Raw genomic sequence first — 14,155 nt, 5'->3', positions numbered from 1 at the left:
ATTCATGACGAGGGCTAGGCCGCGCACCTTCCGTTGTTGGGTGCGGCGGGTCCTACGTCAACTTTGCCATACGCCGGACTGGTCTGGTCAGGTCCTTCAACGTGAGTCAGGCTACCTTGGGCCCCAATTCCATCACTCCATGCCTTCGGTCCAGGTAAATCGGACCTTACGTTGAGTCACATCAGCCAAGTCCAGGCGCACATCGGTTTCTTCCCCAAGCGGCAGGTTGTCGTCAACCTGCAGCGCAACCACCGTGGCCATGACAGCCGGTTCAACGACCATGACTTTTCCTCGTTCCCCCTGCTCTTCGTCCTGGCGTTCCTCACCTGTGGGTCGTTCGGAGCGCGGTCCGTGGTCACGCCCTCGCTCCTGCCCGCGCCTTTCCGTAATAACGCCGTGGAAAAGTTCCCCTTCGTGTCCGGATAAAATCTTGGCGCTGGTCGCCGCAACGGCTGCCCGTTCAGCAGCGGAGGCCCGCTGTCCGGCCTCGGCCATAAGCCCAGGAATGTCGTCAATGGAGTCACCCAACCACGTTGGGATGGGCACACCCTGGTCGTAGCTCAGGCATATCTCCGAAGTCCACCGATCCACGAGGCGGCGCAGCGGAGCCGTTGCATGCCCGTATTCGGCGGCAATCGCAGCATGCTGAGACTGGGCGTCTCCTGGAGCGGGAAAAGCCGCTTGCCCTTCTTTCGGATGGCGAGCAAACACCTGGTAGGCGGCACCCCTGTACAGACTCATCGCCTGAAGAAGGAAAGATGCATGCTGAGAATCGCGCGGATCTAGTGTGGGAACCAAGTCCGAGTACGGCATCTTCGACGGCCATTCCACATGTAAAAGCCTAGCCACTGAGCGAAGACGCCTGAAAGAAAAATCGTCGGCAGCCGGCACTGTTCGCAAGATCGCTAGGCCAGCAGCCCGCATTTTTTCAGCAGCACATATTCCGGTGAGCAAACTGATCTGCGCATTCCATTCCTCCGCGGGAGTATTTGCTCGAAACTCCAAGCGATAGCGGCTCGAACCGTCCGTGTCCTTGTGTCGCACAATCTCTTGTTCGGGGGTTGGCGAGGACACTCCGCCGCGCTCCGTTTCGATCCTGCGACGTTGGTTGCCAACTTCTTGGAGTAGTTCAACCATGTCAGCCGGAGTATTAGGCAATGGCGTTGAGCGTCGCCAACTCTCGTGAACCTGTTCGTAGGTGAGCTGAGAGCGTGAGCGAGCCAAGGCCCTGCGTACGGTTGCGGACAGGTGGCGGCCGTCCTCGTCGAGGACGATCTGCCATACGCAAGCCGGAGCTACTTGTCCGGGTAGAAGCGAGGCCGCGTCCTCGGACAGTACCGGCGGATGCAGGGGCGTAGATTCGTCGGGCAGGTATACGGTCAGGCCACGCGAGCGAACCTCCTGGTCAAGGGCAGATCCGGCGGGCACGAAAGTTGCCAAGGATGCGATTGCGTAGGTGATGAGGACGGCCCCACCTTCAGGGGCAGTGGCATCATCGGGGCGGATCCGATGGAAGTGGACAGCTTGGTCCAGGTCGCGCGAGCCCTCCGGGTCGATGGTGACGAACGGGATGTGAGTCGCGTCCAAACGAGGTAGGGCCTGCGGGTCGAGGTCAGGGAAGACGCCGGCGTGAGCAGGCAATGCCACGTCTTTGAAGGTGACGAGCTGGGCGTAGGACAGCTGGCGCTCCGATGAGTCGTCATCCAAGGAGAGTGGGTTGGTTCTACCAACTGCCTCGAGGAATTGTTCCCATTGCTCGCATGCCCGTTCGGCCTGGGCCAATACATCAGGCGGAAAGGATTCGGGTAACTCAAGTTCGGCACGGATCGAGTTGAGAACCGGTATGAGGGAGGAATCATCGATGCTGAGTCGGAGTCGGTGGAGTTGAACCATGTCATTGCCTCTCGGGTGGGCCGGCCTCGTTCACCGGTTGTTTGGCCGTTCGTAGTTCGGCCGGTCAGCACTCAGATCATTTTCAACCAGGTCGTCGCCGGAGTGCGAGTGACCGGTGCCGGTCTTTTCCGCAGCGCACGCAATCAGGTGGGATCCAACCGGCGCGGTGATGACCTGCAAGATCACGATAACGGTTGAAAGGACAAGCCAGGTCAGGCTCCACCGTTCAATGACAATTCCGGCGCACACCAGCATTAGTCCGAGCAGTTGAGGTTTCGATGCAGCATGCATTCGGGTCCACGGGTCATTCATCCGAACTAAGCCAATAGCGGCGACCAGGGTGAAGCCCACACCAATGAGGATCAGGAGTGCACCAATCCACGAGGTCAGATCATTCATGGGCTGCCTCCTCAGCGTCTTTGGCTTCATCCAACTCTGCTTGGAGTGCTTCTTCTTCTCTCACGCGTATCTGTTCGGCTGCTTCCTCAGGCGTGAGGATTCGTCGCTCATCGGCGCTTTCGGGCCTGACGAAACGGGCAATGACGATTGACCCGAAGAATCCTGTGATCGCGAATAGGAGCATGACCATCGCCAATTCGTCGCGCGCCCAGGTCACGACCATGACAGCGAGAATGGCGATACCCGAAGCAGCGAGCACATCATTGGCAATGGCTCGATCCAAAAGTGTGGGCCCGCGGCTAATACGCACCAATGTCAGCAGGGCGGCCGTGGCTGCCATGGCAAGGGCGAGAGCGTGCACGACATCTAAGACGCTCATCGGTCCTCCTTGAGTGCCGGTTCGAACAGTTCAGGCGGGGCGATGGCCCGCAAGATGCGTTCCTCTTGAGCCAGGGTCCTGCGACGCACATTGTCCGCCCCGCCTTGACGTTCCATATCGAGGATGTGCAGATAGAGTCGCGGAGCTTCCGATTCAATGCGAATCACAATGGACCCGGGCACCAGTGACGTCATAGCTGACAGGATTGTTAAGTGAACAGGGTCGGAGGATCTTAAGTCCACCCTGACGATGCCGTTGTCGACCTTGCGTCCCGACAAGATGATCCACGTGACCTGTAGGCCAGAGACGATGACGTCTCGGACAAAAACCACCATGAGGCGAATAAGGGCCAGGGGGCGTGGCCGCCACCTGGTGGCCGTGCGAGGCATCGGGAGGAACCACTGGATGGCAATCGCCACCAGGACACCGGCGATCACAATGAGGGGTTCAACGCTACTGAAAAGAGCCAGCCACACCAGGGTCAGCCACAGGGTCATCATGGGTGACACGGAGCGGACTCGCTGTCGAACATTCATCGCGCTCCTCCCTCAGATTGGGGTGCGGTCGGATCTGGTGCACCTTCCGTGGTCTTGGTACCTCCGGACTTTTCATCCGAGTTACCTGAGCCTCGTCCGTCCTCACCCAAAACAGCGGTCACATAGGGAGTGCCTGCTCGCTGATCTTGAGCTGCACGTTCTACGTAATCCCACACGGAGCCCGACCAGATCGCCATGGCGGCTTGAACACCGATGAGCCCAATGACCACGCCGTACATAATTCGCGAGTTCGTTGACTGACCCATTTCTGCTTCTGTTCGTGACAGAACCGAAGCGGATTGCGAGGGTGCAGCCACTGAGCGGTGAGCTTGGCGTGCTCGCTCCAGTTGCTTTTCGGCTCGCCGCTTGACTCGATCGGTGGCATCTGGGCGCACATTCGTGTTGCTCAGGTAGGACTGCGAGTCTTCGTCGGACTGCCAAAACGCCAGGTTCCACCACTTAATGACGGCATAGAGGGTGAGGAAGGAAGTGACCATTCCTGCGCCCAGTAGCAGCCACGCTTGCAGTGTTGCTGCTTCGACTGAGGCGCGTGCCAGCCCAAGTTTGCCAATGAATCCCGTCAAGGGTGGGATGCCTATCAAGTTGATGCCGGCGATCAGGAAGAGCACGGCAATCACCGGCGTTGTGCGATACAAGCCGAACAAACGGGCCAGCGACGTGGTCCCTGTTTTGCGTTCAATCAGCCCAGCGATGAGGAAGAGCGTCGTCTGGACCAGGATGTGGTGGGCGGCGTAGTAGATGGTTGACGCCAACCCGACCTCGTCTACGAGGGCTAGGCCCCAGATCATGAAGCCGATGTGGCTAACAAGAGTGAAGGACAGGAGTCGCTTGATGTCGTCCTGGGCTACGGCTCCGACAATTCCCAGCAGCATGGTGGCAATTCCGATAATGGTCAACAGCGTGGTCAGACGGCCCTCGGGGAAGAGTAGGACTTGAAGTCGGATCAGCCCGTAGACACCGACTTTCGTCATGAGGCCCGCGAACACTGCGGTCACCGGTGCTGGCGCAGTCGGGTAGGAGTCAGGTAGCCACGCGTGGAGAGGAAAAATCGCGGCTTTAATCCCGAAGGCTGTCAAGAGCACAACCTGGATCATCAGCGATGTACCCGGGTCAATTTCGGGTAGGCGCTGGGCAAGCTGCGCCATATTGATAGTGCCCGTAGCGGCATAGGTTAAAGCAACGCCAGCTAAGAAAATTGCGGACGACACCAGGGAGACAACAACATAAACCGTGCCAGCTCGGATTCTCCCTCGTGTGGCTCCCAAGGTGATGAGAACGAAGGATGCTGCTAGGAGGATCTCAAAACCGACGTAGAGATTGAAGAGGTCTCCGGTCAGGAACGCATTGGCTACCCCAGCTGACAGTATGAGGAAGGTCGGAAAGTAGATGGCAACAGGCGTTTGAGGGTTCTCGTCAATGACTGACTGCGCCATCGAATAGATGAGGACCGCCAGGGTGACAATCTGACTGACCAGAAGCATTGTGGCCGCAAGTCTGTCAGCTACCAGTGTGATGCCAATGGGCGCCGCCCAGTTGCCAACATCGAGGACCACTGGGCCTTCGTTGGCTGCGGCTGCCAGCACCGCCGAGACGATAGTGGTGATCGTGAGGGCAACCAAAGCGATGGTCTTTTGGGCTCGCGGCCAACGTCCAAGCACGAGGGCGAGGCCTGCCGCCAGCAGCGGCAGGAGAACGGGTACGGGCAGTAACCAGGAGAATTGGCTCATCGCGTCTCCTCCTGCTTCCAGTCCTGCGCGTCGGGGGCGTCTTCTTCATCGCGGTCGTAGTTAATGTCGGCGTCCTCGTCTCCGGTCGTTTCCTCATCGTTGGCGAAATCGTCGAGGCTACGTTCGGCCAGGAGCCGATCTTCAATGTCATCAACGACTTCATCGTGGCCAGTCAGTCGCCACTGACGATACGCCAAGGCCAACCCGAAAGCTGTTGTTCCAAGGGATAGGACAATGGCGGTGAGCATCATGGCTTGAGGAAGAGGATCAGCAATAGCAGCCTCGTCCTCGCTCCCCAATAGAGGTGGGCGTCCCGCCGCTCCCCCACCAGCCAGAAGAAGCACATTGACGCCATGAGTCAGTAGCCCCAATCCGATAAAGATCCGGGACAAGCTTCGCTCAAGAATCAAATAGACGCCGGCGCCAGCTAGAACCCCCGCGACGAGGATGAGGACAACAGATGGTCCGTTCATTGGACACCTGCTTTCTGCGTCACTGCCTCATCTCGCAGGCCCTCGGTGCCATCTGGTTCTTCCGGGTCGCGGTCAATCTGGGAGCCGGTAGCGCTAATGAGGTCAAGGATCAGCCCGACCACTAGGACATAGACGCCGACATCGAGGACCATCGCGGTGGTGAAGTGCAGGTGGCCGAGCAGTCCGAGGTCGAGGTCGACCGCCACGGATTCGAGGACTGCGTTCCCAAAGAGCAGGGGTGCCATGGCTGAGGCTCCGGCAATGAAGAGGCCGAGGCCAAGGATGCGTCCAGCGGGGATCGGCATAGCTTCGCCCAGTTCGTGGCGTCCACCGGCCAGGTAGCGCAGAACGAAGGCCAGGCCTGCAACAACTCCGCCGGCAAAGCCTCCACCGGGGTTATTGTGGCCGATCATCAGCAGCCACACAGAAATGACGAGCATCGTGGGGAAGAGCAGACGCGTGACAACTTCGAGGACGATGGAACGGTCTTGCTGCTCTAGGGCAATCACGCCTCGTAGGAATGCCCGCGGAGTTTGACCACCGGATGCCTCATGTCCGTTGGGAGCAGACGGTGCCCTCTCGATCCTGCCTGAGCGTGCACGCACATACAGCAGAGAAGCAACGCCCGTTGCGATCACTAACAGCACTGAGAGTTCCCCAACGGTATCCCACGCTCGAATATCAACCAGGATGACATTGACAATATTGAGACCGTGCCCGAACTCTTTGGCTTCATTGGGCATGATTTCAGAGACGGGATTGTGGATCCTGGACGAGGAGGCAAAAAGCCCAGCGATGACCACTGTGCTGCCCACTGCGACAGCCACAACCAGGCGCCACCAGCGGCTTCTTGCCAGTGGTCGGTCAGAGAAGAATCGGGGCAGCCGGCGTAGAACCAGGACAAAGACAATGATGGATACGGCCTCGACCACGACCTGGGTGATTGCCAGATCAGGAGCCCCTTGGGAAGCAAAAAGCACCGCGACCCCCAAACCGACAGCACCGAGCGCAACAACGGCTCGCAGGCGCCCTCGCGAACGCACAGTACCCACGGCAGCCACGATGATGACAAGGGCAAGGACGATTTGCACCCAAGAGTCCGCCCAGCGGATGGTCAAATTACTGGGTGTGTGCAGGACTAAGGCAGAACCAACGAGGGCTACGAAGGTGACAAAAATCGTTGAAAGGTCCCACGGGAGGGAACCGCGTTGAATCCGGTGAGTAATACTCGCCGACACAATCTCAATTTCGCGTAGACTCCACGCGTAGATCTCGGTGGCGCGAAGCGGGACGGTGTGTTTGAGCTGCCAGGATTCAACGCCTTTGGCTCGCCAAGCCAGCACCGCAGCAACTGCCAAGATTGCGCCGGTTACCGAGGCAGGCCCCCACCCCGACCACCACGCCAAGTGGGCAGTGCCTGGCGTAGAGCCACCAATTGGGACGATGATCTTCTCCAGGAATGCCGGAGCCAAACCGGCCAAGGCGCCCAAGCTCAGGATGCCAATCGAAACAGTCATCATGGGTGGAGTAGGCAGGCAGTGGGTCGTTTCCTGGGTGTGCTCGCCCTCGTCCTCGTTGGCTGATTCTGGATCCGCTGGGACATCACGAACCCCGAAAGCTCCCCACCATGCTCGCCATGAGTAGGCGGACGTCAGCACCGATCCGACGGCCAACACCGCCAAGATGAGTAGGTCGAGTGTGTGGGAAGACCACGCGGCTTCGCTTCCGTGCAGCAGCGCTGTAATGAAGGCTTCCTTACCGAGGTATCCGGTAGTCAGCGGAATGCCCGCCATCGATGCGGCCGCGAGCGTCCCCGCCCCAGCGAGTACGGGCTTGCGTTTACCAAGGCCCGATAGGCGCCTGAGATCACGAGTTCCGGTGGCTGATTCGACGGCTCCGACGATGAGGAACAGGGTCGATTTGAAGAAAGCGTGGGCGACCAGCATGGTGATACCCGCTGCCGCCACGGATGCGCTGCCGTAACCAACAGCTGCAGTAATGAGGCCAAGCTGGGAAACAGTGCCATAGGCGAGGACGAGTTTGAGGTCGAATTGTTTAAGGGCCCTCCAGCCGCCCACAATCATCGTCGTCAAGCCGAATATGACGATGACGGGAGACCAGGCATCGATGTTGGTCAGCCCGGGAGTCAGGCGTGCCACCAGGTACACGCCGGCTTTGACCATGGCTGCTGCGTGAAGGTAGGCAGAAACGGGGGTTGGTGCGGCCATTGCACCTGGGAGCCAAAAATGGGTGGGAACCAACGCTGACTTGGAGAAGGCTCCCGCCAAGACGAGTAGGGCACCGACAATGACCTGGGCGGATCCAACTGCGAGGCCGCCAATTGCCGCCGATTCGACCAGTTCGGACAGACTGTAGGATCCGCCGGGAGCATGGGCCAGCATGACGAATCCGGCGAACATTGCCAGGGATCCCGATGAGGTCACCAACAGGGCTTGGCGGGCCGCCAGACGCGCCGGCCTGCGGTCGTAGTGGTGGCCGATCAGCAGGAAGGACAAAATAGAGGTCGCTTCCCAAAATACGTAGAGGCCCATTGAATGGTCGACGTTGACCAGGCCCAGCATGGCTGCGACGAAGGCTGTGAAGACCGCGGCGAATCTGCGTAAACCTTGCGAGGAGTCAGTGAAGTAGCGCGAGGCGTACACCAACACCGCGGCCCCAACGCCGCCAACAATGAGGGTCATCACCCACGACAAAGAGTCCATGCGCATGGTGATCGATAGGTCCAGGCCCGGCACCCATGGCACGCTTCGAGTAATCGCCTCGCCAGACAAAATCATCGGAGCCTGGGTCAGCGTATATACGACGGCGGCTGCCGGCGCGACAGCTAGGAGCGCGAGGCTACGTCGCCCCAACTTGGCCACGAGGGGAGCCGCCAGGATCGCAGCGCACAGGTGCACGGCGATCAGGACGAGCATGCGCAGACTCCTCTGTGTGAGCGGACTTCGATTTTATCGGCACTCAAGCAATCTCGCCCTTCGAAGGTTGGCGCACAGTGCGACAATATGGAGGCTAGCTGCCCGCCCTCGTGAAAGGAGAGACACATGGCGTCCCCCACCCTCAGCGTTGTCTGCTGGGTTTTTGCGCTCTTCGCGACCCTCTTTGGGGTGCTTTCCTTCTTACGGGGCCTGGGGCACATGTGGCGTCAGGTGGCCGCAGGAACCGCGGATCCGGGCCGTCTGCGTCCTATTAGTGTTCGCACTTGGGGCGTTGTGTCGGCAATGCTCACTCACCGAGAGTTCAAAGGCAGGCCGTGGGTGAAAGCTTCCCACTGGCTGGTCATGCTGTCTTTCCCGATTCTTTTCTTCACTCTGGTGTCGGGCTACATGCAGTTGCGCGACCAGACGTGGTCGCTGCCAGTGCTGGGACATTTCTTCGCGTGGGAATGGCTAACCGAGGTATTCGCCTGGGGTGGGCTCATCGGGATCATCTACCTCATGGTGGTTCGATTCCGCGCCGGGGCCGGCACACCGGCAGAAGCCGCACTGTCAAACGACGACCCTGACGCGGCTGCAGCTCAAGCTGCCCAAGACGCTGGGATCAAGGACGCGGCCTCGCCCTCGTCCCTGACACGCCCCCATCCGCGCGACGGTTCCGCGCAAGGCCTGGCGTCGCGTTTCCTGGGTTCGACCAGGTGGCAGGCGCTTTTCGTTGAGCTTGTCATTTTGATGGTCTGCATCTGCGTGATCGTCTTGCGCGGCCTCGAATATGGGCTCATGTCTGGGTTGCCTGAGCACGGCGCCCATGCCACCGCCTGGCACTTCCCGCTGACCGCATGGGTAGGCGCCTTGGCCGGCCAGGTCTTGGGTTCATCGGTTGAGTTGGCCAATGGTATTGTCGTGTTCTCGGCGATCAAAATCGTTGTGTCCATGGTGTGGATGATGGTGTTGGGAGTCCAAACCGGAATGGGGGTGGCCTGGCACCGCTTCGTCGCCGTCATCAACCTGTATGCGCGCCGCAACGCCGACGGCTCGAAGTCCCTGGGACCAGCCGACCACATGCTCATCGACGGTAAGCCGGTCACCTCTCCCGACGACTTCGATGAGGTCGACGAGGACGTCACCCTCGGCATTGGCACGGTCGAGGACTTTTCGTGGAAGGCACGACTGGACCTGTATGCCTGCACCGAATGTGGGCGCTGCCAGGAATTATGCCCCGCGTGGAACACGCAAAAGCCGCTGTCTCCCAAACTTTTCGTCATGGGTTTGCGCGACCACATGGAGTCTGCATCAAAGAAAGAGATTGCAACCCAGCAAGTCGTAGACGCCAATGTTCCCGGAGGTGGTGGTCTGGCTGCCTTAGAGGCCGAAGACCACATGCTGCTGGATAAGGGCGTTGAACCTGTCCCCCACACCTTCGACGTGCTGTCTGCTCTGTCTGTGTCAGGAGCCACCGGACCCACCGGCGTCTTGGATGTGGCTGGGCCGCTCGTGCCGGGCGTGGTATCTGAAGAGGTGCTCTGGGATTGCACAATGTGTGGGGCCTGCGTTGAACAGTGCCCTGTCGACATTGAGCACATAGACCACATTCTTGACTTGCGCCGCCACCAGGTCCTCATGGAGTCAGCGTTCCCACGCGAGTTGTCGCGAGCCTTTAGGGGCATGGAAACCAAGGCCAACCCTTACAATCAGCCGGCTCGCAAGCGTATGGATTGGGCGAAAAACCTCGACTTTGAGGTTCCGGTCATTGGCGAGGACGTGGCCTCAGCTCAAGAAGTCGACTACCTGTTCTGGGTGGGGTGCGCCGGAGCCTACGACGACAAAGCCAAGCAAACATCCGCTGCCATCGCCGAGCTGCTCCACGTTGCCGGCGTGTCCTTCGCTGTACTGGGTTCAGGTGAATCTTGCACGGGAGATCCAGCTCGCCGGGCCGGCAACGAGGTGCTTTTCCAAATGCTCGCGGCCCAAGCGATTGACACATTGCATGAAGCCAAGGCCCAAAAGATCGTGGTCTCGTGCGCGCATTGCTTCAATACGATTGCCGGAGAATTCCCAGAACTGGGTGGTTCTTTCGAGGTTGTCCACCACACGCAGCTGCTTAATCGCCTGGTGTGCGAAGGCCGTTTGAAGCCGGCGAAACGAGCCGAGGCCTCGGCGGATACCGCGTCGCAGGGCTCGGCCTCGTCCTCGTCTACACCCGAAAGCCCAAGGGAACTGCCGGTGCGCGTCACCTACCACGATGCCTGCTACCTGGGCCGCCACAATCAGGTGTACGAGCCACCGCGAGAGCTGGTCTCTTCTATTCCCGGTGTTGAGGTTGTTGAGATGCCTCGTAATCGGGATCGGGCAATGTGTTGCGGCGCGGGAGGAGCTCACGCCTGGTTTGAGGAGACTCGCGGGACTCGCGTTGCCGATGCTCGCATTGTTGAAGCTGCTTCAACTGGCGCCGATGTTGTAGCCACAGCCTGCCCATTCTGTTCGCAAATGCTCGGGGGTGCCTCGGGAGCTTCAGCTGGATTCATTGCGCAGGCTCCTGGCGATGCACCTGCTTCTGACGCAGCGCCTTTGGATTTGGCCTCGTCAGAGACAGCATTGCCAGACGCATCCTCGTCGGCGAGCACTACTAGACTTCCCGAAGTCAAGGACGTCGCCGTCATGCTCCTAGAGTCGATCCGCCGCTCCAACTAACTACCCCTCCCCGCCGAGAGCAGACCTTATGGTCAAAAATCAGCGAAAAATCGCCTGAAAATGACCACAAAGTCTGCTCTCGGCGGGGGAAGGAGCGGGAATTAAGCGTCGCGCTTAGAGAACACCACCCAGGCAATAGCCAGCGGAATGACCGACCATCCCACAAAGCCCAGCACTGCCTGCGTGTGGGTCAGGAATTGAGTCGTATCGGCCACTCCCCACTCCATCATCGTCTCGAAGGGATCGTAGACAGAGGACGCCAGGTTCAGCGGCTCAAAGGCACGCACCTTGTACATCCACTCCCACTTGATCCCCATCAATGACAGAGGAATCGACACCACGAAAAGCAGCGTCATGATCGTGGTGATCGCGCCTGCCGTCGAGCGCAGCAAGAATCCGAATGCCAATGCCAACAAGGCTGTTCCCGCGTAGGTCAGGCCAGTGCCCCAGAAGTATCCGAGGAACTCCAGGTCGGTGAGCGAACCAGCTTTATTTCCCACAAAGATCGCGGCAATCGTCCAGGCAACAAACATTGATACGAAACCTAAGACAAAACCAAAGCCTACAACAACGACAGCCTTGGCGAAGAAGAGTCGGCTGCGTTTAGGAACCGCGGCCAAAGACGACCGAATCTGTCCCAAAGAGTACTCGCCTGTAATCGCCAGGGCACCCAAAACGGCGACCACGACTTGGCCAAATTGGACGGCAACAATAATGTTTGATGACGCGCCCTCCGCGAGTTCAGGTTCGTTGGCGGTCATGATGACAATGGCCGCGCCCAAGCCTGCTGTCAGAGCAATAGCGATGACGCTGGTGATCCACGTGGACATGAGAGTCGCCATTTTTGCCCATTCGGCCCGGATGGCCCGCATCAGGGTTTGTTTTCCGTTGAAACTCACGGCGTTGCGCTGGCTGCGTGATGGAACGGTTGGGACGGTTGAGTCCGGTGTGATGGTGTTGGTGCTCATTGCTAAGTTCTTCCCTTGTGCAGTCTCAGGCCGTGGGCTGTCCGGTCGCATATTCGACTTCGCCGCCGGTCAATTCCAGATAGGCCTCTTCGAGGGAGGCGTGTTGGGCGACGAGCTCGTGCAACACAATCCCGTTAGCTGCCGCGATTTGGCCAACCTGCGGCGCGTCGGCTGCGGTTGTGGTCAGCGTGGTTGGACTGGTCATCTGCGACGCAAAACCGAGGGCGCTCATTGCATTGGCGAGGGCGTCGGCGTTTGGGCTAGTCACTTTGACGAGGTCGGAGGTGGCCGAAGCGATGATCTCGTCGACAGGCCCTTCAGCCAGGATTCGTCCTCGCCCAATGACGAGGAGATGGTCGGCGGTCAGGGACATTTCACTCATCAGGTGCGACGAGATGAACACTGTGCGTCCCTCGAAGGCGAGGCGTCGGCAGGTTTCGCGCACCCATTTGACGCCTTCGGGGTCTAGCCCATTGACGGGTTCGTCGAAGATCAGGATCTTTGGGTCGCCGAGCAGGGCCGCGGCAATTCCGAGGCGCTGGCCCATACCGAGCGAGAATCCTTTGACCTTTTTCTTAGCGACAGCGGTCAAGCCTGTCAGGTCAAGGACTTCGTCGACCCGGCTGGTCGGGATGCCGTTCGAGATGGCTAGTTGCGTCAGGTGGGCGCGAGCAGAGCGTGATCCGTGTAGGCCTTTAGCGTCCAAGAGCGCACCGACCTCGCACAGTGGCGCGGCCAGGTCTTTGTATGCACGTCCGTTGACGGTGACAGTTCCGGCGGTTGGGGTGTCCAGGCCCATGATCATGCGCATAGTGGTGGACTTTCCTGCGCCGTTGGGTCCAAGGAAGCCTGTGACGGTTCCAGGAGCAACGCTGAAGGTGATGTTGTTGACGGCAATCTTGTCGCCGTATTTCTTCGTTAGACCGACTGCTTCGATCACGGAAGTTCCTCGTTTCTGGTGCTGTCAGGATTGACGAGGGCGAGCCCCTCGAGACACTTCAACGTTAATAATCGGTGTCCTACCTGCTCAATTGGGATTTCCCCCGATTGTTCCCTGACGAACTGAGGAGGGGACAGCGAAACGGCCACGGGGTTCTCCCTGATGAACAGGGCCCGTGGCCGTTTCTAAAGTAGCCGAGGCTGGGGCGCGTCAGTAGACGCTTGCCGATGTTGCGGCGAACATTGCGTTGACGTAGGAGGAGACCCTCTCGCGGTATTCAACTACCGGCGCCCACCAGCGGTTCCAGGCTTTGACACCCAAGAGTGCTCCGCAGACTCCGACGACTGCCGAGCCGATGGCGCCCACAACGGTCGCTCCACCGGAAGCGATCAGAAGACCGCTCAGCCCACCGATCACTAACACTCCAGCGGTGAGCGCTGCGGCTGCACTAGTTCCAATGACGCCGCGGCCGGATCGTCCAAGCAAGGCTGTGGCTGCGGTAGTGGCTGCCGCAGCAAAAGCAATGGCACTCACCAGGAAGGGGGTGGCTCCGATCGTGAAGGCGGAGACAACCCCTGAGATCAGCAGGGAGCTCCACATGGTGACAAGAAGGGCTGATGCCTGGGAGTGCAGGCCTTTGCGCCGCATGATGAACCAGGATCCGAGAACCAGGGCGGTTGCTCCAATCGGCCCGAGCAGGGATGACGCGATGCTGCTTGCAGAAGCGGGGGCCCCTGAAGTGGCAGCTGCGTATGTGGAGGTCAGTCCAGCAAATCCTGCCGTTCCCATGTTGGCAGCAATGATCCCGCCAATTCCGGTGACACCCATGGTTGTTAGGAGGGCTTTGGTGGGGACTCGGCCGCCTGCAAGTCGATGTCCGCCCAGGCCTCCGGGCGTTTCTGCAGTGGATCGGGGCTGCTGCGCGGTGTCGTCGTCGAAGATGAGTTCGACCTCGCGAATCGTTTGATTCTGCTCCATTGTTGGGCCTCCTTCATTGATGAGTCCATTTGATCGAACTCGGCTGAGAAGACCCTGAAGACAACCTGTGCTTCGGCAAAGGAAATGGATTTCGCCGAGGTCCACCGTTATGCAGTGATGCCGGTTCGTCTACGAGCAGGCGTCGACGCACAGCAGTGGAGGTCGGCGAGCGGGCGGGCTGGCTCGCGCAGGAAGC

11 protein-coding genes are annotated in these 14,155 nt (G+C 59.5%); 1 reads left to right on the top strand and 10 read right to left on the bottom strand.

Annotated features, from left to right (window positions below; genetic code table 11):
* Positions 1 to 132: 132 nt before the first annotated feature.
* From G439_RS0101025 to G439_RS10660, 7 genes are read right to left on the bottom strand one after another with little or no spacing between them, the layout of a single operon-like run.
* A complete protein-coding gene (locus G439_RS0101025; RefSeq protein WP_022867334.1) occupies positions 133 to 1,893 on the bottom strand; it encodes an RNB domain-containing ribonuclease in 1,761 nt (586 codons plus the stop codon).
* 30 nt (positions 1,894 to 1,923) lie between these two features.
* Positions 1,924 to 2,292: a monovalent cation/H(+) antiporter subunit G gene (mnhG, locus tag G439_RS0101020; protein ID WP_022867333.1), complete on the bottom strand. Its 369-nt coding sequence runs from the start codon at positions 2,290 to 2,292 to the stop codon at positions 1,924 to 1,926.
* Entirely contained in the window at positions 2,285 to 2,671 is a 387-nt protein-coding gene (locus tag G439_RS12090) for an MrpF/PhaF family protein (protein ID WP_022867332.1), read from the bottom strand. Before G439_RS12090 ends, mnhG begins: the two co-directional genes overlap by 8 nt.
* Positions 2,668 to 3,207 carry a Na+/H+ antiporter subunit E gene (locus G439_RS0101010; protein WP_022867331.1) on the bottom strand — a complete coding sequence of 180 codons (540 nt, stop codon included), beginning with the start codon at positions 3,205 to 3,207 and terminating at the stop codon, positions 2,668 to 2,670. Before G439_RS0101010 ends, G439_RS12090 begins: the two co-directional genes overlap by 4 nt.
* Positions 3,204 to 4,955: a Na+/H+ antiporter subunit D gene (locus G439_RS10665; protein WP_022867330.1), complete on the bottom strand. Its 1,752-nt coding sequence runs from the start codon at positions 4,953 to 4,955 to the stop codon at positions 3,204 to 3,206. The genes G439_RS0101010 and G439_RS10665 overlap by 4 nt, the downstream gene beginning before the upstream one ends.
* A complete protein-coding gene (locus G439_RS0101000; RefSeq protein ID WP_022867329.1) occupies positions 4,952 to 5,428 on the bottom strand; it encodes a Na(+)/H(+) antiporter subunit C in 477 nt (158 codons plus the stop codon). Before G439_RS0101000 ends, G439_RS10665 begins: the two co-directional genes overlap by 4 nt.
* A complete protein-coding gene (locus G439_RS10660; RefSeq protein ID WP_022867328.1) occupies positions 5,425 to 8,364 on the bottom strand; it encodes a Na+/H+ antiporter subunit A in 2,940 nt (979 codons plus the stop codon). The genes G439_RS0101000 and G439_RS10660 overlap by 4 nt, the downstream gene beginning before the upstream one ends.
* 126 nt (positions 8,365 to 8,490) lie before the next feature.
* Here G439_RS10660 and G439_RS0100990 point away from each other — a divergent pair, with 126 nt between their 5' ends.
* Complete coding sequence (locus tag G439_RS0100990; protein ID WP_022867327.1) at positions 8,491 to 11,073, top strand: (Fe-S)-binding protein; 2,583 nt, start codon at positions 8,491 to 8,493, stop codon at positions 11,071 to 11,073.
* A gap of 101 nt (positions 11,074 to 11,174) precedes the next feature.
* On the opposite strand, the gene G439_RS0100985 is transcribed toward G439_RS0100990, so the two are convergent.
* The 3 genes from G439_RS0100985 to G439_RS0100975 form a co-directional block, all read right to left on the bottom strand.
* On the bottom strand, positions 11,175 to 12,041 hold the full coding sequence (locus G439_RS0100985) for an ABC transporter permease subunit (RefSeq protein ID WP_022867326.1): 867 nt from the start codon (positions 12,039 to 12,041) through the stop codon (positions 11,175 to 11,177).
* A 25-nt stretch (positions 12,042 to 12,066) separates the two neighbouring features.
* Positions 12,067 to 12,981 carry an ABC transporter ATP-binding protein gene (locus G439_RS0100980; protein ID WP_022867325.1) on the bottom strand — a complete coding sequence of 305 codons (915 nt, stop codon included), beginning with the start codon at positions 12,979 to 12,981 and terminating at the stop codon, positions 12,067 to 12,069.
* A gap of 210 nt (positions 12,982 to 13,191) precedes the next feature.
* On the bottom strand, positions 13,192 to 13,959 hold the full coding sequence (locus G439_RS0100975) for a hypothetical protein (protein WP_022867324.1): 768 nt from the start codon (positions 13,957 to 13,959) through the stop codon (positions 13,192 to 13,194).
* Positions 13,960 to 14,155 lie beyond the last annotated feature (196 nt).

It is taken from the genome of Schaalia vaccimaxillae DSM 15804, from assembly GCF_000420425.1.
Lineage (GTDB): Bacteria > Actinomycetota > Actinomycetes > Actinomycetales > Actinomycetaceae > Pauljensenia > Pauljensenia vaccimaxillae.
This window is presented reverse-complemented; position numbering and strand designations above follow the sequence as displayed.